This is a genomic window from Massilia sp. TWP1-3-3 (assembly GCF_049897805.1).
In the GTDB taxonomy this organism is placed as follows: domain Bacteria; phylum Pseudomonadota; class Gammaproteobacteria; order Burkholderiales; family Burkholderiaceae_D; genus Telluria_A.
Genome location: NZ_JAFCWX010000001.1, coordinates 1 through 21,297, shown reverse-complemented (window position 1 = coordinate 21,297; position 21,297 = coordinate 1). Strand labels below are relative to the sequence as shown.

Here is a 21,297-nt window from a genome sequence, read left to right as displayed (position 1 = left end):
TCTACGGACGAAAAAAAGCCCGCTTGAGCGGGCTTTCTTGTCACTGTCTGCAGTGTTTAGAACTGGTTCATGGTGTTGTCTTTGCCCGACGCTTTCAGGGCTGCTTCACCGCTGAAGTATTCCTTGTGGTCGTCGCCGATGTCCGAACCGGACATGTTCTGGTGCTTGACGCAGGCGATACCTTGGCGGATTTCCTTGCGCTGCACGCCGGCCACGTAACCGAGCATGCCTTGGTCGCCGAAGTAATCCTTGGCCAGGTTGTCGGTCGACAGGGCGGCCGTGTGGTAGGTCGGCAGCGTGATCAGGTGATGGAAGATGCCGGCTTCGCGGGCAGAATCTGCCTGGAAGGTGCGGATCTTTTCATCGGCGGCCAGCGCCAGTTCGGTCGCATCGTACTCAACGCTCATCAGCTTGGCGCGGTCGTAGGATGAAACATCCTTGCCTTCGGCCTTCATGCTGTCAAACATTTGCTGGCGGAAGTTCAGCGTCCAGTTGAACGATGGGCTGTTGTTGTAGACCAGCTTGGCGTTCGGGATCACCTTGCGAATCGCGCTGACCATGCCGCCGATCTGGGCGATATGCGGTTTTTCGGTTTCGATCCACAGCAGGTCGGCGCCGTTTTGCAGCGACGTGATGCAGTCAAGTACGCAGCGCTCTTCGCCGGTGCCGGCGCGGAACTGGAACAGGTTGCTCGGCAGGCGTTTCGGGCGCAGCAGCTTGCCGTCGCGCTTGATGACGACGTCGCCATTGCTCATCGATTCGGTCGACACTTCTTCCACGTCCAGGAACGAGTTGTACTTGTCGCCCAGGTCGCCCGGCTCGCGGGTGACGGCGATCTGCTTGGTCAGGCCGGCGCCGAGCGAGTCGGTACGGGCGACGATCAGGCCGTCGTCCACGCCCAGTTCCAGGAAGGCGTAGCGCACGGCGCGGATCTTGGCCAGGAAGTCTTCATGCGGGACCGTGACTTTGCCGTCCTGGTGGCCGCACTGCTTTTCGTCCGATACCTGGTTTTCAATCTGGATGCAGCAGGCACCGGCTTCAATCATCTGCTTGGCCATCAGGTAGGTCGCTTCGGCATTGCCGAAACCGGCGTCGATGTCGGCGATGATCGGCACCACGTGGGTAATGTGCTTGTCGATCTGGTCCTGGATGGCAGCCTTGGCGGCGCCTTCGGCAGCGTCGAGCTGGCGGAACAGGCCGCCCAGTTCGCGCGCATCGGCCTGGCGCAGGAAGGTGTACAGCTCGCGGATCAGGTCGGCGACGGCGGTTTTTTCATGCATCGACTGGTCCGGCAGCGGGCCGAACTCGGAGCGCAGCGCGGCAATCATCCAGCCCGACAGGTACAGGTAGCGGCGGTCGGTGTTGTTGAAGTGCTTTTTGATCGAAATCATCTTTTGCTGGCCGATGAAACCATGCCAGCAACCCAGCGACTGGGTGTACTTGGACGAGTCGGCGTCGTAGTTCGCCATGTCGTCGCGCATGATTTTTGCGGTGTACTTGGCAATGTCAAGGCCGGTCTTGAAGCGGTTCTGGGCGCGCATGCGTGCGGCGGACTCAGGATTGATCGCGTTCCAGGCACTACCTTCTTTGTCTTTCAGGCTGGCGATGGCTTGAATGTCGTCTTGATACTGGGACATGTGAATCTCCTAGATGATGAAGCAAAAATGAGAAAAATCGGATTCGAAACGCACCTTCTGTTCACGCTCGCACTGCCCGGGGGCGGAAATCGAAAGCAAAACTGCACACAAGAATGATAGACGACTTTTCGAAAACGATCGAGTCTTATATAAGACATATAACTCTATTTTTTTCGTGCGTTTTCAAGCACTTGGTACTTGCATTTCGGTATGTGGAATGAATTTTCAAAAAATGGGATGGTCGGCGGGGTTTGCAGGCGGGCTGCCTCTCACATTGTGAAATGGTTTTTCAGCTCAAGCAATCCAGGCATGCGAAAACACAGCGCCGCCGCCTGGAAGCCGCGTCTGGTCCCGCGAAGGCGACGTTTTAGGATGGCATGCTGTAAAGACGGTGTCAACCTGCACGCCAGCGGGGCAGGCTAACTGGTGCGGCGCAAGTGGCGGGCACATCGCAGTGTGGGATTTGTGCAAACCTTGCGCCAAAGTTGATCGTAGAAAAAAATGCGCTACAGCAATATTGTAAATGCGCATAGCAGCTTGAGGCTCGACACATCCTGGATCGACCTGATCTTGTCCACTTATTCCGTCCACCTGCGCCGTCCACCGTCCAGGAGAAAACCTTGCCACTTTCGCGCGTGCCACCTACCCGTTTCTCCGCCATGAGCGTCCTGGCCTGTGCCTTGTTGCCGGTGCTGGCGCTCTACTGCGCCAGCACCGGCGCCACCACCACCGGCAGCCTGGGCGCTGCGCGCACGTATCACCAGGCCACGGCCATGCCCGAGCCGCTCAAGATCGATACGGCCACGCTGCTCGAGAACGGCAACGTCATCCTGACCAGCCCCACGTCCAGGAATCTGATGCATTACCAGAGCGCCACGGGCGCGTGGAATGTCACGGGGCCGAAGCGCGCAGCCACGCGCGACACCAGCGTGACGCGGCTGTCGAACGGCAAGCTGCTGCTGGCCGGCGGCGCCGCCCTTAACGACGCCACCGCAAGTGCCGCATTATGGGACCCGGCGTGCGCCCCGCAAAAGCTGGCGCTGCCGCTGCCCGCGCAAGGCGTGGACGGCGACGGCGGCGCGCTCAGCTGGACCGTGACGGGCGCGCCGGGTTGCCACTTTGACGCGGCCGACTTGCCCGCCTGGCTCACGCGCGTCACTGGCGAAGCGCTGGAAATGGCGGCCGAAGGCAGCCTGGCAATGGGTTTCATGGCCGCGCCCAACACCACCGGCTCGCCGCGCACGGCCAGCTTCATGCTGGGCAACGAGACGGCCACGCTGACCCAGCCATCCGTGCCGGCGTGCCCGTCGATGCCGACCTTTTCGCCCACCTATGCGCTCAAGTCTTGCGCCGCCACCGGCGCCATTAACGTGAGCGCCGCACCGAGCTGCCCGTGGCGCATCAGCGCGCTGCCCGGCTTTGTGACGGCCACCTCAAGCCTGGGCGGCAAGGGCAACGGCAGCGTCAGCTATGCGGTTGCGGCCAACGGGGGCGCCGCGCGCAGCGGCCAGGGCCGGATCGATGCGCTGGACATGAGCGGCGCGTTTACCATGAACCAGGAAGCGGCCCCGTTGTGCCCGAGCGCACCCGCCTTGAGCTTGACCAGCGCGGCGCTGACGGCAGGTGGGGGCAGCGGCGCCGTCAGCGTCAGCGCAGCTGCCAGTTGCCCGTGGCATGTGGGCGCGCTGCCAAGCTGGGTCACGCTCACCGTGGGTGCGGACGGTACCGGCGACGGCAGTTTTTCGTTCTCCGTGGGCGCCAACAATGGCGCGGCGCGCAGCGCCAACGGCGCGGTGACCGGTCCCGGCGTGTCCTCCACTTTTGGCCTGAGCCAAGCGTCGGCGGGTGCGCCGGGTGCCTGCACGAATGCGCTTGGCAGCGCTTTACCGTCGAGCGGCACTTTGCAGGCGTCGGCCTGCAGCGCCTGCGCGCGCGGCGCCAATTTGTACACCGACCGCTATACGTTTTCCAGCATGCCGGGGCGGCAGGTGACGATCCTGCTGACTTCGTCCGCCTTCGACACCTACCTCTTTCTGCGCGACCCCTCCGGCGTGGTGATCAAGTCCGATGACGACGGCGGTGGCGGCACCAACTCGCATCCCGTACGGCAGCGACAGTTTTACCTTGCCTGCCGGCAGCGGCGGCGTGTACACGATTGAAGTGTCCAGCTATTACAGCAACGCCGGCGGCGCTTACAGCCTCAGTGTCAACCAGTGAGGCAAGATGCCGATTTCCGTGCAGCACCGTACAGAGCATGTGCATGGACCCTGCCATGCTGTTCTCCAGCAGTGACAATCACAGGAGAGCAAGCATGGGCAAATATGTATTGGGATGGATTTTGGGTATTCCGGCGGTCGTGCTGGTCGTCATCTACCTGATCGCGAACTGATCAGCTCGCGGCCGTTTCCGCGTAGCAAAAAAAGCCACCTGAGGGCGGCTTTTTTAATGGGGCTGGCAGGGGCCGGCACTTTTTTTAAAAGTCGGCGTTGAAACCGGCGCCAATGGATTTTTGCGAATAGTTGTAGTCGATCAGGCTTTGTCCGTAGCCGGAGAACACTTGCAGGTAGCCCTTCAGATTGGTCGTGATCGGATAAGCCCAGGCCGCCTGCAGCGCGCCGTGCCTGGTGCGCCAGTTGCGCCGCGCCGTGACCGAATATTCATAGCCGTTGTCGCGGTACACGGCGTGGATGTCGCCGTGGCCCAGGAAGTCCGTGATGTCCGGGTTGTCGTTGTTCGATTTGGCATTGTCCAGGCGCCGCCAGAGCCGTCCCGCCACTGAAAAGTTGCCGCGGTCCACGCCCAGTTCGGCATACATCCGGTTCCAGCTGCGCGACAGCGTCCTGGTCTGGCCGTTCGATTGGTGCACGATGCCGACGTTAAAATACTGGAAGTGAAGCCCCGCAAATTCCTTCTTGATGGGCACCACCGCCATGACTTCTGGCTGATAGTTGGTTTCCCTGAACGGGCTGGAAGCGGCGCGGTTATACGCTTGCCAGAAACTTTGCTGCGTGTAGCCGAGCCAGATATCGATCGGCGAGCCGGCGACCTGCTCGGCCGCCTTGACCTTGAAACTGAGCTGATAGCTGATTTCCACCCGCTTGGGCGGCAGCCCGGCCGGCGTCAGCGCGCGGTAGGGCTCGGTGTTTGACTGCGCGCTGTAGTTTGCCAGCAGCAGGTAGTTTTCGTGGTGCGGACGGAACGAGAACACGCCGCGCCGGGCCGACGGCACCAGTTCCCATGATTGCTCGGTGCGCGAAATGGGCGTTTCGGGCGGGGCGGCAGTGGCCGACGCCACCGGCGCGATCACCTTGGGTTCGGCGGCGGCTGTGGCTGCGGCGGCCGGGTTGGCGGGGGCGACGGTGCGGTCCACCGTGGGGTTGCCCGCCACGGTGGCGGCGGTGGCCGCGCGGGTCAGCTCATCGAAACAGCCAAGGCGGGCGCTGGCGTCGCCCAGCGCCGAGCAGCGCAGCAATTGTTGCTCCAGTTCGCCAGCCTGCGCGGCGGCGGTGGACAGGAGGAGGGTGGCGACGACGATTCGGGGTACGGCAAGGTGCATACAAATAATTTCTATAGGAAGGGGAAAGAGCGTGGCGCGCTCGCTTGAACGCGACGCAGTTTAGCCTAAAGGCATTTTCTTTGCAGACAGACACCCACTGCCCGGCGGCTGCCACGCGCCTGCCGCCGGCGGTGCCGCCAAGCGCGCCTCTACAGTGCCTTGCTACACAGGCGAAAGTCCGGGTCCTCGGTGTACGGACGAATCTGAAAACCCAGGCTCCCCATCAGCTTGAGCATGCCGCTGTTTTTGCACAGTACCAGGCCGTCGATCTCGGTCAGGCCCTTGTCGCGCGCCACCTCCATGATCCCCAGCATCAGGCGCGTGCCCAAGCCCTGGCCGCTGAAGCGGTCGTCGACCAGCAGCGAAAACTCGCAGCTGCTGCGGTCCGGGTTGGCGATATAGCGCGACACGCCGATGATGCTGGTCGTTTCGACAAAGTCGCCGTCCGGCCCTGGCGCGCGCTGCGTCTGCACCGCCACCAGCGCCATTTCGCGGTCGTAGTCGATCAGCGTATAGCGCGCCAGCATCGGCACCGACAGCTCGCGCAGCGAGGAGGCAAAGCGGTAGTAGCGCGATTTTTCCGACAGGCCGCGCACCAGGTCTTGCAGCATGCAGGCGTCGTCCGGCTGCACCGGCCGCAGCAGGTACTGGCCGCCGCCGCGCATCGGCCACTCCTGCGTGTAGTTCGACGGGTAAGGCAAAATGGCCAGGTGAGCATAGCTGTGCGACGCTTGCGGCGCGGCGTCGACGACGATGCGGGCGTCGACCGCCAGCGCCCCGTGCTCGTCGACGATGAGCGGGTTGATGTCCATTTCGCGCAGCTGCGGCAGCGCGCACACCATTTCAGAAACGCGCAGCAGCATGTTCTCGACCGCTTCGCGGCACGCCGGCGGCGCGCCGCGCCATTCGTCGAGCATGCTTGACGCACGTACCCTGCCGATCAGGCGCTGCGCCAGGAACTGGTTCAGCGGCGGCAATTCGACGGCGCGGTCGTTGATCAATTCGATCATGGTGCCGCCCGCGCCAAAGCTGATGGCAGGGCCGAACAGGTGATCGGTGACGACGCCGATATAGAGCTCGCGGCCATGGCGCTTGCCGGCCATTTTCTGGATCGTCACGCCATTGATGCGCGCCTCGGGCGCCAGCCGGCGCACGGTGGCCATCATGTCGCAGTAGCCGTCGCGCACGGCGGCCGCATTGGTGAGGTTGAGCACCACGCCTTGCACGTCGGACTTGTGGGCGATATCGGGCGAGTCGATTTTCAGCGCCACCGGGTAGCCTAGCTGGCTGGCGATGAGCATGGCTTCGTTGCTGCTGCGCGCCAGGATGGTGTGCGTGATCGGAATGTGGAACGCTGCCAGCAGCGCCTTCGATTCCATCTCGGTGAGCACCTTGCGGCGCTCGGCCAGCACGCCTTCGATCAGCAGGCGCGCGCCGTCCAGATCGGGCTTGGTCAGTTGCGACAGCGGCGGCGGGGTCTGGCGCAGCAACTGCTGGTTCTGGTAAAACGCGGCGATATTGCTAAAGCCGTCGACCGCCGCTTCCGGCGTGCGGAAGGTGGCTACGCCAGCCGCGTTGATGATCTGGCGCGCTGCCGTCACTTGCCGGTCGCCCATCCAGCAAGTCAGGAGCGGCTTGCCCAGGCTGGCGTTCAGCGTGCTCACGGCGCGCGCCACGGCCGCCGGGTCGCCCCCGAGCTTGGGCGAATAGATCACCAGAATACCGTCGACCAGCGCGTCGCGCGCGCAGGCCTGCACCGCGGCGCAGAAGGCGTCGGCGTCGGCCTCCTCGGACAGGTCGATCAAATTGGAGAGGGTGGCCAGGGGCGAGAGCAGCGGGGCCAGCGCCTGCACGCTGGGCTCGGACAGGCGCGCGAGCTGCAGGCCGAGCTCTCCAATCCAGTCGGCCGCCAGTACGCCGGGCCCGCCGCCGTTGGTGATGATGGCCAGGCGCGGACCGACCGGGCGGTAGCGCGAGGCCAGGCATTTGGCCGCCGAAAACAGCTGCACGAACGACTTGACCCGTACCGCGCCGGTGCGGCGCAGCGCGGCGTCGAACACGTCGTCGCTGGCGACAAAGGCGCCGGAGTGGGTCAGCGCCGCCTGCGACGCGGCGGCCGCGTTGCCGGCCTTGAGCACCACCACCGGCTTGGTATTGGCGGCCCCGCGCAGGGCCGACAGGAAGCGGCGCGCGTCGGTCAAGCCTTCCATGTAGATGACGATGCTCTGGGTGGCCGGGTCGGTGGCCAGAAAGTCCAGCGTCTGGGCCAGGTCGACGGCGGTGTTCGGGCCCAGCGAGACCACGGTGGAAAAGCCGACCGCATTCTGGCTGCCCCAGTCGAGGATGGCCGAGGTGAGCGCGCCCGATTGCGAAATGAGCGCCAGGCTGCCCGGTTGGGCCATGGCGCCGGCGACGCTGGCGTTGATATGCAGGCGCGGGCGCTGGTAGCCCAGGCAGTTAGGGCCGAGCAAATGGATGCCGAACTTGCGGGCGATGGCGTGCAGTTCCCTGGCCAGCGGGCTTTGCACGCCGCTCGACAGGATCAGCGCGGCGCGGCACTGGATGCGCCCGGCCACTTCCAGCGCGAACGCCAGCTCGTCGTTGGGAAGCGCGATCACGGCCAGGTCGGCGCGCGACTGGGCCAGGTCGGTCAGGGTGCCGCTCATGCCGACGTCAAGGAAGGTGATCGGGCCGGTAAAGCCGCCTTGCTCCAGTTGCGCGCCGATGTCGCGCCCGTAGCTGGTCTGGGACGGCGGGAGCTCTGGCTGGTCGGCCTTGCCCGCGAAGACGACAATCGAGCGGGGTGAAAACAGCGGCGTGAGGTAGTGATTTTCCATGAGCGTGCCTGGCAAGTGAAGGGGGGCGTTACAGGTCGGACTGGTCGTCAAGCCCCAGCAGTGCCTTGACATGGGCGGCGGCGCTGCGCGCCAGCGACGACAGCTCGTAGCCGCCTTCCAGGCAGGAGACGATCCGGCCCTGGCAATGGCGCCGGGCCACGTCCAGGATTTGCCTGGTGACCCAGGCATAGTCGGCTTCGACCAGGGCCAGGTTGCCCATGTCGTCGTCGCGGTGGCCGTCAAAGCCGGCCGACATAAAAATCAGTTGCGGGCGAAAGCGCTCCAGCGCGGGCAGCCACTGGTCCGTCACAGCCTGGCGCAGCAGCTCGCCGCCGGAACGGGCCGGCAGGGCGACGTTGATCATGTTTGTCCCGCGCGCGATGTTGCCGCAAAACGGATACAGCTTGTCTTCGAAAATGGAGCACATCAGCACCCGTTCGTCATCATGCAAAATGTCTTCGCTGCCATTGCCATGATGGACGTCGAAGTCGATCAAGGCGACCCGCTGTAAGCCATGCACGTTGAGGGCGTGGCGGATGCCGACGGCGGCATTGTTGAAAAAGCAAAAGCCGCCGGCCGCGGCATATTCGGCATGGTGGCCGGGCGGGCGCACATTGCAAAAGGCGGTGGCGCAGGCGCCGGTCAAGACCATATCGGTGGCCAGCACGGCGGCGCCTGCCGAACGCAGCGCAGCCTGGTAGCTGAAGGGGTTCATGCTGGTGTCAGGATCGACCTGCACCGATCCTTCCTCGGGCGCGAGCGCGGCAAGGGTGTGGATATACAGGCTGGAGTGGGCTTGCGCCAGTTGCTTTTCGGTCGCCAGCGGTGCCTCGCACGGCTGCATGAAGTCGAGCAAACCCTTGATCAGCAGCATATCCCGGATGGCGCCTAGGCGTTCCGGACACTCGGGGTGCTGCTCTCCCATCGTGTGCTTCAGGCAGTCGGGGTGGGAGATATAAGCTGGGAGCATCGTTGAGGCTGGGAGCATCGCTGCCTTTGTTTGACGTTGCAGGCACGCGGCGTACCCGGGCCCGTACTTGATCGGGAATGTAATGATGTGGTTTTAGCTCAGTGTAATGATCGATGTCAAACAATTCGTTGATCCAGATCAAAATTGACAATCTCAGTACACAGTGCGCCACGCGTCTTGTCGCTATGGTCAAATGGACTGATAGACCACGATTGACGGGAAAGGGGAATCACCATGGCAGAGGCATTCAAGGTGGGCGACAAGGTGCAATGGCAGTCAGCGCAGGGCACGGTGCATGGCACGATCCAGAAAAAGCTCACCGAGCCAATGGAAATCCACGGCCACCATGTGGCGGCGTCCCCTGATAACCCTGAATACCTGGTGGTCAGCGACAAGACGGGCGCGCAGGCCGCGCACAAGGCTTCGGCACTGAAAAAAGCCTAAGGCAAACGGCGTCAGCGCCGTTCGCCACCCTCAGTTGGGCTCGGGGCGGTCGCGCGGCGGCACCGTTCTGAGCAATATTTGACCTGTTCCCAGTCGCGTTCCCACTTCTTGCGCCAGGTAAAAGGAAGCGCGCAGTGGGCGCATAGCTTGGAGGGCAGCTCGGATTTTTTTCGCATCTTCATGCCGGCCATTCTACAGCCGTACCTCGCCGGACCGGAACCGGACCACGGCCTGCAGCGCGCGCCCGCCGGCAATGCGGCGCAGATGCACGGTTACCGTGCGCCAAACCCGGTATCATTGCGCGAGGGCGCCTATGCAGGATGGGCATTTTCCAGGCGCCGCACATGAACGAGACTGGATTTTTGTATGGTAATTGTGACTCACAGCGGCAAGTTTCACGCCGACGACGCGTGGGCCGTCGCGGCGCTGAAGATACTGTTCCCGCAGGCGCAAGTGGTGCGCACGCGCGATGCCGCAATAGTTGAGGCGGCTGACTTTGCCGTCGACGTCGGCGGTATCTGGGACCCGGCGACGGGGCGCTTCGACCATCACCAGAAAGGTTTTTGCGGCGCGCGCGCGACCGGCGTGCCGTATGCCAGCGCGGGGCTGGTATGGAAGGAATACGGCGCGCGCTGCGTCAGCGCCCTGGCGGCGGCGCATACGGGCACCACCCTGGCCGACGACAGGGCGGTCGAGATGGCCCATGCCATCGACGCCGATGTCGTGCAGTATCTGGACTTGTCGGATGTGGGCGCGGCCAAGAATGCGCCGGGCGGCTATGGCCTCTCGGCCGTGGTGTCCGGCTTCAACCCCAACTGGCTCGACGAGCAAAGGGTGGGTTACGGCGACGCCGACGCTGCCTACCGGCTGAGCCAATTTACGCGCGCCATGGAACTACTCACCGACATCATGATCAACGCCGTCAAATACCGCGTTGGCGCGCTGCTGTCGGTGGAGCAGGTGAGGCAGGCAACAGTGCTTGACGATGGCAGGGTGCTGTTCCTGGAAAACGGCGCGCTGCCCTGGACCCAGGTGGTGCGCAAGGAAATGCCCAAGGTGATGTTTGTCATCAGCCACAATATCGCCGAGCAGCGCTACATGATTCACACGATCCCGGTCAGCCCTGACAGTTTTAAGGCGCGCGCCGATCTGCCCGACGCATGGGCCGGCTTGCGCGACGCGCAACTCGCTGCCGTCACCGGCGTGGCCGATGCCGGTTTTTGCCATAATGGCCGCTTCATCGCGTCGGCCAAGTCGTATGAAGGCATACGCAGCATGGCGGCGCAGGCGCTGCAGGCGCTCGGGCAGTAGCGCCCTGGCGCCGGCGCGTTTTTTGCGATTTACCTCGCGCTGAAAAATTCGGCGTGGATCAGGCGCAAGGCCAGGCGCCGGTCTTCGCGATCGACCAGCATATAGGCGGCCACTTCGCTGGCGCCGGCAGCGCTGAGCGTCACGCGTACGCCGCCGGCGAGCGCCGCCGACAAGGCCCGGCTGGCGATCGCGCTGCCCACGTTGGACGCGTCGAGCACGCCGTCGCCGACCACCGCCACGATGGCAACCGCATCATTGCGGCTCACTTCGACGACCCCCGCCATGTGATGGGTTGCCAGCGCATCGTACGCTGCTTCAAGGTGCTCGCGCGCGAGCAAGATATTGATCGCCGTTTGGGCCGTCAATACGCTCTTGATGTTGATGCCCTGGCGGTCGAGCGTGGAGGTGACCTCGGCCAGGATGCCGGGCTTGAAGCCCACGCCCGGGCCGTGCAACTTGAGAATGGCGACGTCGTCGCTGGACGAGACGCTTTTCACCACATCATGGGTGACGGTGCGTTCGCCGTCGATGACGGTAAATGCGTGCAGGCCCAGGTCAGGACGGGTGATGTTCAGGATGCGGATCGGGATCGCCTGGTCGAACAGCGGTTCCACGGTGCGCGGATGGAGGATCTTGGCGCCAAAGTAGGACAGCTCGGCAGCTTCCAGGTAGTGCAGGCGCGCGATCGGATGGGGCGATTCGACCGCGCCCGGATCGGCGCTCAGGAAGCCGTCCACGTCTTTCCAGACGTCGAGCGATTCGGCGCCGATGCAGCGCGCGATCGACGCGGCCGAATAGTCGGAGCCGCCGCGCCCGAACAGGGTGGTCTTGCCGTCGCGGCTGACGCCGTAAAAGCCCGGCACGACAACGATGCCGTCGCCGGCCAGGGCCGCTGACACCGGGCCGGTACTGGCGTCAAAATCGCAGGCGGCGTTGCCGAACACGCCGTCGGTAAACAGACCAATATCCTCCGGCAGGGCTTCGCGGGCGGCGATGCCGCGGCTTTGCAGCACCGCCGTCACCAGCAGGCTGGACAGGCGTTCGCCATAGCTCAAGATGACATCATTGACGAAGTCGGGAACGTCGCCAATATAGTGGATGCCGGTCAGGAAGCGCTCCAGCTGGTCGAGGCGCGCGTTCAGGGCCGCTTCGGTGCGGCTGCGCTGCTCCAGGTCGGCGATGTTGGCGTCCAGGATGTCCTTCTTTAGCGTGCGCAAGGTGAGCGTGTAGTCGCGGCTCTCGGCCAGCGCGGAGAGCTTGCCGGCCCCCTCCTTGGCCGCCTGGACGCAGGCAACGAGCGCGTTGGTGATGCCGAAAAAGGCCGACACCACCAGCACCAGCGGGCGCTGGTAGGTTTGCACGACATTGACCACGCGATCGATGTCTTCGGGGCGGCGCAGGTTGGAACCCCCGAATTTGACGACGATTTTCTTCATTTGATGTTCCTGGATGGGCATGGCGATCATGTGGGGTGGCGCTGGCAACTGGCGCGGCATCGCCGCGCGGCAGGCTTGCCTTGTGCGAGACTCTGGAAGTATGGCGGCGCCTCCGGTGCTTGTCAAAGTTTGCCGCGTACCACCAAGCCACCTGGCTTGCAGCGAACAACGCTAGGGTGCGTACCGAATTGACAGTGGCAGTACAGAAAACCCGGAGGCTGGATACACCGCCTTCAAGGCTTCCATTCCCGGCATCAGGGCGATGTGGACGGTGCGTGCCAGCAATTGCTCCATGCAAATGCGCAGCGACATCCGTGCCAGCGGCGCGCCCGGGCAAACATGGATGCCTGCACCGTACAGCAGGTTTAGCGCTGGGTCACGGTCCAGCCGGAATTCATCGGGATTGCCAAAGACGGTTTCGCTGCGGTTGGCGGAGGCCCAGATAAGGCTGATGCGTTCTCCTGCCGCGAGCGTGCGCTCGCCGATCTTGACCTGCCTGGTGGTAATCCGGCGGCTGGCAATCAGCGGGGCATGAATCCGTAGTATTTCATCGATTGCGGCGGGCAATAATGCCGGTTCCTCCCGCAGTTGTTGCTGCAGCGACGGTCGCTCGGCCAGGTAATGGACCAGAATGCCCACGCAGCTGGCAATCGTGCTCAGTTCCCCTACCGTCCAATTGCGCAAGATACTGATAATGTCCCGATCGCCCAGCAGGCTCTTGCCTATCCTGTCGCGCAGCAGGCTGGTGGTGATATCGTCGGGGGCGTCGGCGCCGGCGTCGCGGCGCGCGGTGAGCAAGGCTTGAATATAGCTGTCGAATTCGAACGCCAGAGCGTTCATGGCGCCGGTGTCGCCCGCCAGGGTGGCCGCGTGATTCTTGCCGATCCAGTGGCGCAGCGGTTCGTGCAAAGCGGCCGGCCAGCCCAGAAAGTCGGACTGGACCTGCAGCGCAAAGTCTTGCGCGAACTGCGCCATCAGATCCGTTTCCTCGCGCGCCGCCATCTGGCTCACCAGCTTGGCGGCGATGCCGCGGCACGCAGGCTCGAAAGCGTCCATGCGCTGCGCGCTGAAATAAGGATCAAGAATGCGTCGGTACGCAGTGTGTTCCGGGGGATCCATGCCATTTGGCACGGAAAGGTGCCTGGAAACGTGATTGCTGAAGCTGTCGTGGTCGTCCAGCACGCGCGCCACATCTTCATGCCGGAACAGCGACCAGTGCAGATAGTCGCTGTGCGCCACCGGGCAACGTTGGCGCATGTCATCGTACACGGCAATCTGATCGCCAAGCGCCGCTTCACCCCTTGGATCCCAATCGTTTTTTGGTTCGCTTGTCATCTTGCCCCCTATAAGCGCATGCGTGTTTTGCCGCAATCGCGCGCATCGTAGCCTTCGCCATGCTCGGCGCAGAACCTCAGGTGGCGCCGTGCATGCCAGGCCCTGTCCACTGGAGACCAGTCTAGGGTAATGCCTCGCTTAAAGCAATATACTATATGCATCTTTATTGGGAGTCCGTTCCAGCCAGTGCGTACGCTGCCGGCCACGGGTTCACAAACTTGTTATTGGTGGCAACGCCACCCGCGCCACGGGCTTGGCTTGCGCGTCGATGAAACCTTCAAGCGCGCTCGACAACGCCTCGAGTGCATGCTTGCCGAACGCTTGCTCAAGGTATTGGTACTGCAATTCGATCAGCGGCGCCATATGATCGATCAGTGCATCCCCTTTTGGCGCCAGGCTGATCAGCAAGCGCCGCTGGTCCGCTTCGATCCGGCTGCGCTGCACGAGTCCGGTTTCTTCCATGCGCGCCAGGATGCCCGCCATGCTGCTGCTGAGAATTTGGCACAGCGCGCAAATTTCACGCGGTTCGAGTTGCGCGTGTTCATCGAGCGCGCGCAGGATCCGCCACTGCTGTTCGGTCAAGCCGTAGTGATTGAGGACGGGGCGAAAATGCGTCATCAGCGCGTCGCGCGCCTTGAGCAACTGCTGCGGCAAGTTGCGGTGGGTGAAGCGGTGAGCCACGTTAACTCCTGATGTCGGTCGCGGTGAAATGGGCAAAATTGTCGGCAAGCATGCACGCATGACTTGACTTGCTAGCATATGAGTGATTAAATCACTCATATGCTAGTGAATTATACCCGTACTTCCTTCCCTTTTGACAGAAAAGACCGGCCATGATCGTGCGCGACCGGCCGTCCGGGCTCAGGCTATTCCTCGCTTTGCGCGGTTCCGTATTGCCGCGCATCTTGCCGGCACTGGTCGTCAACATTGCCATTGCCACCTTGGTAACCTGGTCGCATGGCGACGTGTTCCAGTTAAAAATCACGCTGACGACGATTCCATTCACGCTGATCGGCTTGCCGCTGTCGATCTTTCTCGGCTTTCGCAACAACGCCGCCTACGACCGCTTCTGGGAAGGGCGCAAGTTGTGGGGCGAACTGGTGCTGCGCAGCCGCAATTTTGCGCGCCAGTGCCTCAGCCTGATCGACTATCCCGCGCCGGCAAACTTTGCAGACGGGCTGGCCGACGCCCGAGTGCGCATGGTGTACCGGGCCATCGCGTTCACGCATGCCGTGCGCGACCTGCTGCGCGACCAGCCATCGGACGCGGGCTTGACAGCGTTGTTGCTGCCGGCCGAATGGGAGCAGATGGAGCGCGCCCGCAACAAGCCCGACTTCCTGATGCTGCAGATGGGAATGGACCTGCGCCGGTGCCTGAAAGAAGGGCGGATCGACCCGTGCCTGGCCGCTGCCATCGACGCCACGCTGTCGGCCCTGACCGGCGCCGGCGCCTCGTGCGAGCGGATCAAGAACACGCCGGTGCCGTTTTCGTACACGCTGCTGTTGCACCGCACCGCGTATCTGTATTGTTTTCTGCTGCCGTTCGGGCTGGTCGATTCGATCGGTTTCATGACGCCGTTCGTGGTGGCCATTGTCGCCTACACGTTTTTCGGCCTCGACGCCCTGGGCGACGAGATCGAGGAACCGTTCGGCCTGGAACCGAACGACCTGCCGCTCGACGCTATCTGCCGCGCCATCGAAATCGACCTGCGCTCGGCGCTGTGCGACGTGAATGTGCCGGCGCCGCTGGCGCCCGTCAATGATTGCCTGACCTGATTGCCCCATTTCTGCCGTAAAAAAGGACTTACCATGCATGACGAGTATCAGGATCGCATCCGCAACCCCCTCTTGTGGGATCGCATCACCAGCGCCGCCGCTGCCGCCGCGCTGATCGAAGACGGCATGACGGTCGGCATGAGCGGGTTCACGCGGGCCGGCGACGCCAAGGCAGTGCCGCTGGCGCTGGCCGAACGGGCGCGCCATGATCCGCTGCAGATCACCCTGATGACCGGCGCCTCGCTGGGCAGCGATGTCGACAAGATCCTGACAGAGGCCGGCGTGCTGGCGCGCCGCATGCCGTTCCAGTCCGATCCGACCCTGCGCGCGGCGATCAACCGCGGTGAAGTCATGTTCATCGACCAGCACCTGTCCGAAACGGTGGAGCTGCTGCGCACCGGCCAGATCGCGCCAATCAATATCGCCGTGATCGAGGCGATTGCCATCACCGAAACCGGCGCCATCATTCCCACGACTTCAGTCGGCAACAGCGCCAGCTTTGCCATCCTGGCCGACAAGGTAATCGTCGAGATCAACCTGGCCCAGTCGCTGGCGCTGGAAGGCCTGCACGACATCTTTATTCCGAAACACCGACCGCAACGCGAACCGATTCCCTTGATGACGCCGAACGACCGGATTGGCACCACCGCCATCATGATCGCCCCCGAAAAAATCGCCGCCATCGTCATCACCGAAAAAAGCGACAGCTGCTCGACCATCCTGGCGGCCGATGAGGACACGGCGGCGATCGCCGCCCACCTGGTCGCCTTTTTCGAACGCGAGGTCGCGCTCGGACGGCTGACCGAGCGCCTGCTGCCGATCCAGGCCGGGATCGGCACCATCGCCAATGCCGTAATGGCCGGGTTCATCGACAGCCCGTTCCAGCACCTGACCATGTATTCGGAAGTGCTGCAGGATTCGACCTTCGACCTGTTCGACGCCGGCAAGCTCGATTTCGCGTCCGCCTCGTCGATCACGCTGTCGGCGCCCAAGGCGGCGCAGGTGTTCGGCGACATCGGCCGCTACAAGGAGCGCCTGGTGCTGCGCCCGCAAGAAGTGAGCAACCACCCGGAGGTGGTGCGCCGGCTCGGCATCATTGCGATCAATACCGCGCTCGAAGCGGACATCTACGGCAACGTCAATTCAACCCACGTGGGCGGAACGCACATGATGAACGGCATCGGCGGCTCGGGCGACTTTGCGCGCAATGCCTACCTGGCCGTGTTTGCCACCAAGTCGCTGGCCAAGGGCGGCCGCGTGTCGAGCATCGTGCCGATGGTGTCGCACGTGGACCACAACGAGCACGACGTCGACATCATCGTCACCGAGATCGGCCTGGCGGACTTGCGCGGCCTGGCGCCGCGCGAGCGCGCCGAGGTCATTATCGAAAACTGCGTGGCCGACCCGTACCGCCAGATGCTGCGCGACTATGTGGCGGCGGCGAAGCTGCGCGGCGGCCACACCCCGCACGTGCTGGAACAGGCCTTGTCGTGGCATGTGCGCTACGCAGCGACCGGTTCAATGCTGCCCGAGCCAGGTGACAGCGGGCCTGGCGGGCAATAGCGCCTGACGGCTCGTTGCAGCAAACCTTACTGGCGTACCGTCAGCGACGGCGTTTCCGGGTCGGACACGTCCACCATGAAGGTATAAGCCGCCGTGGCCGGCACGTTCAGTTTGATGTTGGCGCCGACTGCTTCCAGCTTGCGCGTTTCGCCCGGCGCCATGGCGGCACTGCCGTTCACGGCGCCAAAGTCGATGGCGGCAAAGTCGTCCGAGCCGATCTTGAATTCGTGCGAGCCGCGCTCCAGCGTGACCGTGGCCGTGAACTGTTTGCCCTTCGCCCGCAAGGGCGTTCCCACGCCCCACTGGTTCATGCTGCCGCGCAGGTAGACCGGGGTGGCGGCGAAGGCCGATACCTGCGGGGCAGGGGGCGCCAGCGGTGTGATCGCCACTTTGCTGAACACCAGATTGCGCACGCGCCCGTTATTGATGCTAAAGCTGTTGCAGGCGCGCTTGGCGTCGCAGCGGTATTCCACTTTCCCGATCGGGAATGGTGCGTTGAACGTGGTGGCGGAAATCGCGCTCAGCGCCATGTCGTCGCGCGGGTGGTGCAGCACCAAGGTGCCATCCTTCTGGCTGATTTGGTAGATGACGTTCAGTTCCGCGCTGTAGAAGGTACCGCTGCGTGCACGCAGTTCCTCGTCGCTTAGTACAGTGGCCTTCACCCGTCTGGCGGGGTGATCCTGGCCGTTCTGGTGCAGCGTGCCGCCGTTGACAATGCCGTCCGGGCCCGGCGCGTCGAAGGTGAACTGTGCCTCGACGACCTTCAGGAAGAAGGTGCGCTCGCTCGACGGGAATAGCGGAAACTTGGGCTGGCCGGTGGCCTGGGTCATCAGCCGCTCGTTTTCCTTGGTGAAGCTGATCACGAACGACGGGGTGAGGGCAAAGTCGCCGACCAAGGCATCGAGGCGCTGTGGATCGAGCTTGATCTCCTTCTGTTCGATCTTGGCGCTTGCCACCGGCAACGGCTCGGCATTGGTGCCGAGGTAGGCATCGGCCACCTGGCGCGACAGACCCGGCGCGTTCAGGTCACCGGCATTGGACAGGATCACCACCGACAGGTGCTCCTTGGGGAAACGCACGATATTTGAACGGTAGCCGGCGTCGCCGCCGCTGTGCTCGACAATGTCAAGGCCGCGGTACTGGCCGATCGCCAGGCCGCCCGCGTAGTCAATCTCGCGCCCGCCGGCCAGCTTGCCCTTGGTCTGCAGCTGCGCCAGCAGCGCCTTGCCGCCGACTTTGCCGTCGTAGAAATTCTGGTCCCACAGGGCCAGGTCGTCGACCGTGGTAAACAGGCTGGTTGCGCCCACGTTCGAATACGACAGCGCGACGTATTGCCACTTGCCGTCCCGGCCTCTGGCATACGACGATGCGCGCCCGTTGACCAGCGTTTGGTAGTCGTCATGGAAATGGGTGTGCGTCATCCCGAGCGGATCGAACATGCGCTCCTTGGTGAACGCCGCCAGCGATGTGCCTGCGACCCGCTTGACGATAATCCCCAGCAGCGTATAGCCGGTGTTGCAGTACAGGTGCTCCCGGCCGGGCGTGAAATTGAGCGTCTTCTGGGCGCTGACCACGCGCAGCACGTCGTTTTCGGTGATCACGTCCTCCAGGCGCCAGCCGGCCAAGGCCAGCAGGTTCCACTGGTCGCGCAAGCCGCTGGTATGGGAAATGAGCTGGCGAATGGTAATCGTGCGGCCGAAGTCGTGCAGCTCGGGAAGGTACTTGCGGATGTCGTCGTCCAGGCCGAGCTTGCCATCTTGGGCCAGCAGGTAAATAGCAAAGGCGGTGAACTGTTTCGACACCGAAGCGACATGGAAGGGAGTGGAGGCCTTGTTGGGGGCCTCGCGTTCGATGTCGGCCATGCCGTAGGCGCCGCGCCGCACTACCTTGCCGTCCTTGATTACCGCCAGCACCGCGCCGGGGGAATCGGGCTTGCTCCACGCCGAGAACAAGGCATCGATGTCGGTGTCGGCGGCGAACGCAGGACTGGCGAGCAGGACGGTGGCGAAAACGGCGAAGGAGTACTTCATGGCAGCCTTGATAAGTTGATCAAAACTCATCATAGCTGGATAATATTTATATATGTTATTGTTTCGGATACATATATGCCGGCTGACAATTCATTCGCGGCCGAAGCGTACCGGACGGTTCCGATCCTTCAGGCAGTCGGCGCAAAGTCATGTATTCCGCCTTTGCCGAATCGGGAGCGTTCGCGCCGGAAGGCTCGCGCATCCACCGCTGGCGCTGCAGCAGCACGGCGCATGCGCCGGATGAGGTCAGCCACTGGGATGCGCTGCGGTTGGGTCGTGTGGCGACTAGTGTCCTGAGTTGGAAGTTCGTTGCTTATAAATGTTCCGAAATCGCCGAGAGACAAGGAACAAAAGCGGAGCAAGGCCGAGGCCTTGCGAGCATTTTTGACGCAGTATCGCGGGGATTCTCGGGATATTTATACTGCGAACTTCAAACTCGGGACACTAGCTGAACGACTGCACCGTCGAAGCGGCCTGGTTGAGCGGGCGCGCGCTGGCACAGTGCATGTCTATTGCCTGGCCCAAGGTTTTGCTACCAGGGCAGTTCCGCTCCGTCATACGATCTGAATGAACCGCTTTCGGCGGGCGTAAGCTCGTCAAGCACGTTTAGCATGTCGGCCGCAGCATCTCGCGCGGCACGGCCGATGGATTCGCCACGAAACGGGCGCGACAGGCGCGAGTTCACTGTGCCCGGATGCAGCGCGACCAGCACGCTGTTAGCCTGCGTGCGCGCCAGCTCGATCGCAGCAGTCTTGATCAGCATGTTTAGCGCAGCCTTTGACGCTCGGTAGCTGTACCAGCCACCCAGCCGGTTGTCGCCAATGCTGCCCACCTTCGCCGACAGCATGGCCATGATCGCCCGTTCGCTGTGCAAGAGCGGCGCAAAGTGGCGCATTACCAGCGCAGGACCGAAGGCATTGGCTTGGAACGTGGCCTGCATCTGCGCGTAATTCATATCTGCCAAGCGCTTTTCAGGCATGAACGATTCAGCATGCAGGACGCCGGCAGCATTGATAATGAGATGGTATTGCGGGCCAGCAGCCAGTGCGCGTGCGGCTTCGGCAATACTGTCTTCGTCATTGAAATCGAGGTGGGGCTTGGTCTGCCGGTGGAGCGCCTGCACCGAGGCGCAACGCGGGCATTCCCGGAGCAGATCAATAAACGCGGCGCCGATCGTGCCGGATGCACCGATTATCAACGCGTGAAACTGGTCAGGTAAGCTATTCATCATTGGGTGCGGTTCCATGGTTGATTAAACATAGCAACAGCACGGATGCTGGCGCTGCTTGAATTGCATATTTGACATCGCTAACGTGTTGATGACATGGATCACGCTGTTGTCGGCCACAATGCCGGTTTTGGCAACGCGCGCCTTGTCGATTGTTATTTTACCTACGTTGAACTTGACGATCACCGGACCGCCTTCCATTGTCTTGACCATCCCGGGCGCGACGTCAGCTGTCTTGACCTTGCCCGAGACGACTTAGTAGGTCAGCACCTTTGCCAACGCTTTTTAATCCTTCAGCAGCGCACCCGGCTAAGCTTTGCCACAATCCTCCAGTAAGGACCATAGCTTAAACCGCTGTCTCAAATCGTGGGTCCACTATAGCCGCCGATGGCGCCGGTGACTGCAACGCCTCCGCGCGCAATCGGTGCAATTCCCGATCTCCGGCCTGCGCTGCTATTTAAACAATCGCATCAACTGATTTTTCGTCAATACCACCAAGCCGAACATCAAATGCGACATCACCTTGTCCGGACCGCGCACTCAGATGTTGCGCCCACAAAATTCATCCTTGAGCCTTGCGTTGCTGCGCTCGGCCACGGTGCGCTCCTTGTAGCGCACGGCGTCGGCAGGTTCAAACTTTTCCTTCAGTCCGCCGCGCGCGTTGTAGTCGATCGGCGCAACGTGGCTCAGACTTCGGCTATGCTCGTGCAATTACTTGCTGCAGTACGCCGCGTCGAACACCCATACAGGTTTGTCACGCGCGCCGCCGTCATCGTCGCCAGCGGCTCCGCCGCCGGGCTGTCGTGCACTCAAGCGCGGGTGAGAACGGCACTGACCGGCACGCCGCAATCGGCTGTGTCGATGTGTAGCTAATAGCCGTTCCAGCTATTTTTGTAGCCTTGCGCGTTGCACTTCGCGCCGCAGTCGCAAACGCTGGGCAAATCGTGCAGCATTTCCGGCAAGCTCCGCGTACGCTGCTGCCTGATCCTGTTCACTTTTGGCGCCGGCATCTAGTGTAGTGCGTCAAACAGATTGAAGCTTATTAAGTTTGGCACGAGCGCGCGTGACTTTGGCAAGAATGTCGGTCGCTTTCGCGGTCCATATATACGGTTTCGGTGCCATATTATGTTTTGCAATGAACTGTCCAATCGATTCGGTCAGGTCTGGGACTGACT

16 protein-coding genes and 3 pseudogenes are annotated in these 21,297 nt (G+C 62.7%); 6 read left to right on the top strand and 13 right to left on the bottom strand.

The window, feature by feature from the left end; translation table 11 throughout:
• Nucleotides 1-56 precede the first annotated feature (56 nt).
• Nucleotides 57-1,637: an isocitrate lyase gene (locus tag ACP7D4_RS00095; protein WP_426103583.1), complete on the bottom strand. Its 1,581-nt coding sequence runs from the start codon at nucleotides 1,635-1,637 to the stop codon at nucleotides 57-59.
• 620 nt (nucleotides 1,638-2,257) lie between these two features.
• Here ACP7D4_RS00095 and ACP7D4_RS00090 point away from each other — a divergent pair.
• Together ACP7D4_RS00090 and ACP7D4_RS00085 are read left to right on the top strand one after the other, a co-directional pair.
• The gene (locus ACP7D4_RS00090; protein WP_426207438.1) at nucleotides 2,258-3,796 is read left to right on the top strand and encodes a hypothetical protein; all 1,539 of its coding nucleotides are present in this window, start codon (nucleotides 2,258-2,260) and stop codon (nucleotides 3,794-3,796) included.
• A gap of 101 nt (nucleotides 3,797-3,897) precedes the next feature.
• On the top strand, nucleotides 3,898-4,026 hold the full coding sequence (locus ACP7D4_RS00085; protein WP_426207436.1) for a hypothetical protein: 129 nt from the start codon (nucleotides 3,898-3,900) through the stop codon (nucleotides 4,024-4,026).
• Nucleotides 4,027-4,110: 84 nt separating this feature from the next.
• Here ACP7D4_RS00085 and ACP7D4_RS00080 read toward each other — a convergent pair whose 3' ends face one another.
• From ACP7D4_RS00080 to ACP7D4_RS00070, 3 genes are all read right to left on the bottom strand, one after another.
• Complete coding sequence (locus tag ACP7D4_RS00080; protein WP_426103585.1) at nucleotides 4,111-5,193, bottom strand: phospholipase A; 1,083 nt, start codon at nucleotides 5,191-5,193, stop codon at nucleotides 4,111-4,113.
• Between the two features lie 149 nt (nucleotides 5,194-5,342).
• Nucleotides 5,343-8,030 carry a GNAT family N-acetyltransferase gene (locus ACP7D4_RS00075; RefSeq protein ID WP_426207435.1) on the bottom strand — a complete coding sequence of 896 codons (2,688 nt, stop codon included), beginning with the start codon at nucleotides 8,028-8,030 and terminating at the stop codon, nucleotides 5,343-5,345.
• A 28-nt stretch (nucleotides 8,031-8,058) separates the two neighbouring features.
• Nucleotides 8,059-9,000, bottom strand: a complete 942-nt coding sequence (locus ACP7D4_RS00070) for a histone deacetylase family protein (RefSeq protein WP_426103587.1) — start codon at nucleotides 8,998-9,000, stop codon at nucleotides 8,059-8,061.
• Between the two features lie 234 nt (nucleotides 9,001-9,234).
• Between ACP7D4_RS00070 and ACP7D4_RS00065 the strand changes: the two genes are divergently transcribed.
• A complete protein-coding gene (locus ACP7D4_RS00065; protein WP_426103588.1) occupies nucleotides 9,235-9,444 on the top strand; it encodes a DUF2945 domain-containing protein in 210 nt (69 codons plus the stop codon).
• 11 nt (nucleotides 9,445-9,455) lie between these two features.
• On the opposite strand, the gene ACP7D4_RS00060 is transcribed toward ACP7D4_RS00065, so the two are convergent.
• The gene (locus ACP7D4_RS00060) at nucleotides 9,456-9,620 is read right to left on the bottom strand and encodes a DUF2256 domain-containing protein (protein WP_426207600.1); all 165 of its coding nucleotides are present in this window, start codon (nucleotides 9,618-9,620) and stop codon (nucleotides 9,456-9,458) included.
• Between the two features lie 190 nt (nucleotides 9,621-9,810).
• Between ACP7D4_RS00060 and ACP7D4_RS00055 the strand changes: the two genes are divergently transcribed.
• On the top strand, nucleotides 9,811-10,755 hold the full coding sequence (locus ACP7D4_RS00055) for an MYG1 family protein (protein ID WP_426207433.1): 945 nt from the start codon (nucleotides 9,811-9,813) through the stop codon (nucleotides 10,753-10,755).
• 29 nt (nucleotides 10,756-10,784) lie between these two features.
• On the opposite strand, the gene ACP7D4_RS00050 is transcribed toward ACP7D4_RS00055, so the two are convergent.
• The 3 genes from ACP7D4_RS00050 to hpaR form a co-directional block, all read right to left on the bottom strand.
• Nucleotides 10,785-12,191, bottom strand: a complete 1,407-nt coding sequence (locus ACP7D4_RS00050; protein WP_426207432.1) for an aspartate kinase — start codon at nucleotides 12,189-12,191, stop codon at nucleotides 10,785-10,787.
• A gap of 171 nt (nucleotides 12,192-12,362) precedes the next feature.
• Complete coding sequence (locus ACP7D4_RS00045; RefSeq protein ID WP_426207431.1) at nucleotides 12,363-13,526, bottom strand: cytochrome P450; 1,164 nt, start codon at nucleotides 13,524-13,526, stop codon at nucleotides 12,363-12,365.
• Between the two features lie 210 nt (nucleotides 13,527-13,736).
• Nucleotides 13,737-14,207 (bottom strand): homoprotocatechuate degradation operon regulator HpaR, encoded by a 471-nt coding sequence (gene hpaR, locus ACP7D4_RS00040; RefSeq protein WP_426207430.1) that lies wholly within the window; start codon nucleotides 14,205-14,207, stop codon nucleotides 13,737-13,739.
• A 152-nt stretch (nucleotides 14,208-14,359) separates the two neighbouring features.
• Here hpaR and ACP7D4_RS00035 point away from each other — a divergent pair, with 152 nt between their 5' ends.
• Together ACP7D4_RS00035 and ACP7D4_RS00030 are read left to right on the top strand one after the other, a co-directional pair.
• The gene (locus tag ACP7D4_RS00035) at nucleotides 14,360-15,301 is read left to right on the top strand and encodes a bestrophin family protein (RefSeq protein ID WP_426207429.1); all 942 of its coding nucleotides are present in this window, start codon (nucleotides 14,360-14,362) and stop codon (nucleotides 15,299-15,301) included.
• Nucleotides 15,302-15,334: 33 nt separating this feature from the next.
• Nucleotides 15,335-16,864 (top strand): acetyl-CoA hydrolase/transferase family protein, encoded by a 1,530-nt coding sequence (locus tag ACP7D4_RS00030; RefSeq protein ID WP_426207428.1) that lies wholly within the window; start codon nucleotides 15,335-15,337, stop codon nucleotides 16,862-16,864.
• A gap of 26 nt (nucleotides 16,865-16,890) precedes the next feature.
• On the opposite strand, the gene ACP7D4_RS00025 is transcribed toward ACP7D4_RS00030, so the two are convergent.
• The 5 genes and pseudogenes from ACP7D4_RS00025 to ACP7D4_RS00005 form a co-directional block, all read right to left on the bottom strand.
• Entirely contained in the window at nucleotides 16,891-18,894 is a 2,004-nt protein-coding gene (locus ACP7D4_RS00025) for a serine hydrolase (RefSeq protein WP_426207427.1), read from the bottom strand.
• A 532-nt stretch (nucleotides 18,895-19,426) separates the two neighbouring features.
• Entirely contained in the window at nucleotides 19,427-20,122 is a 696-nt protein-coding gene (locus ACP7D4_RS00020; RefSeq protein ID WP_426103600.1) for an SDR family oxidoreductase, read from the bottom strand.
• A gap of 24 nt (nucleotides 20,123-20,146) precedes the next feature.
• Nucleotides 20,147-20,365, bottom strand: a pseudogene (locus ACP7D4_RS00015) (fasciclin domain-containing protein); the annotation flags it as partial.
• A gap of 210 nt (nucleotides 20,366-20,575) precedes the next feature.
• A pseudogene (locus ACP7D4_RS00010) lies at nucleotides 20,576-21,120 on the bottom strand (transposase); the annotation flags it as partial.
• Between the two features lie 25 nt (nucleotides 21,121-21,145).
• Nucleotides 21,146-21,297, bottom strand: a pseudogene (locus ACP7D4_RS00005) (IS630 family transposase); the annotation flags it as partial.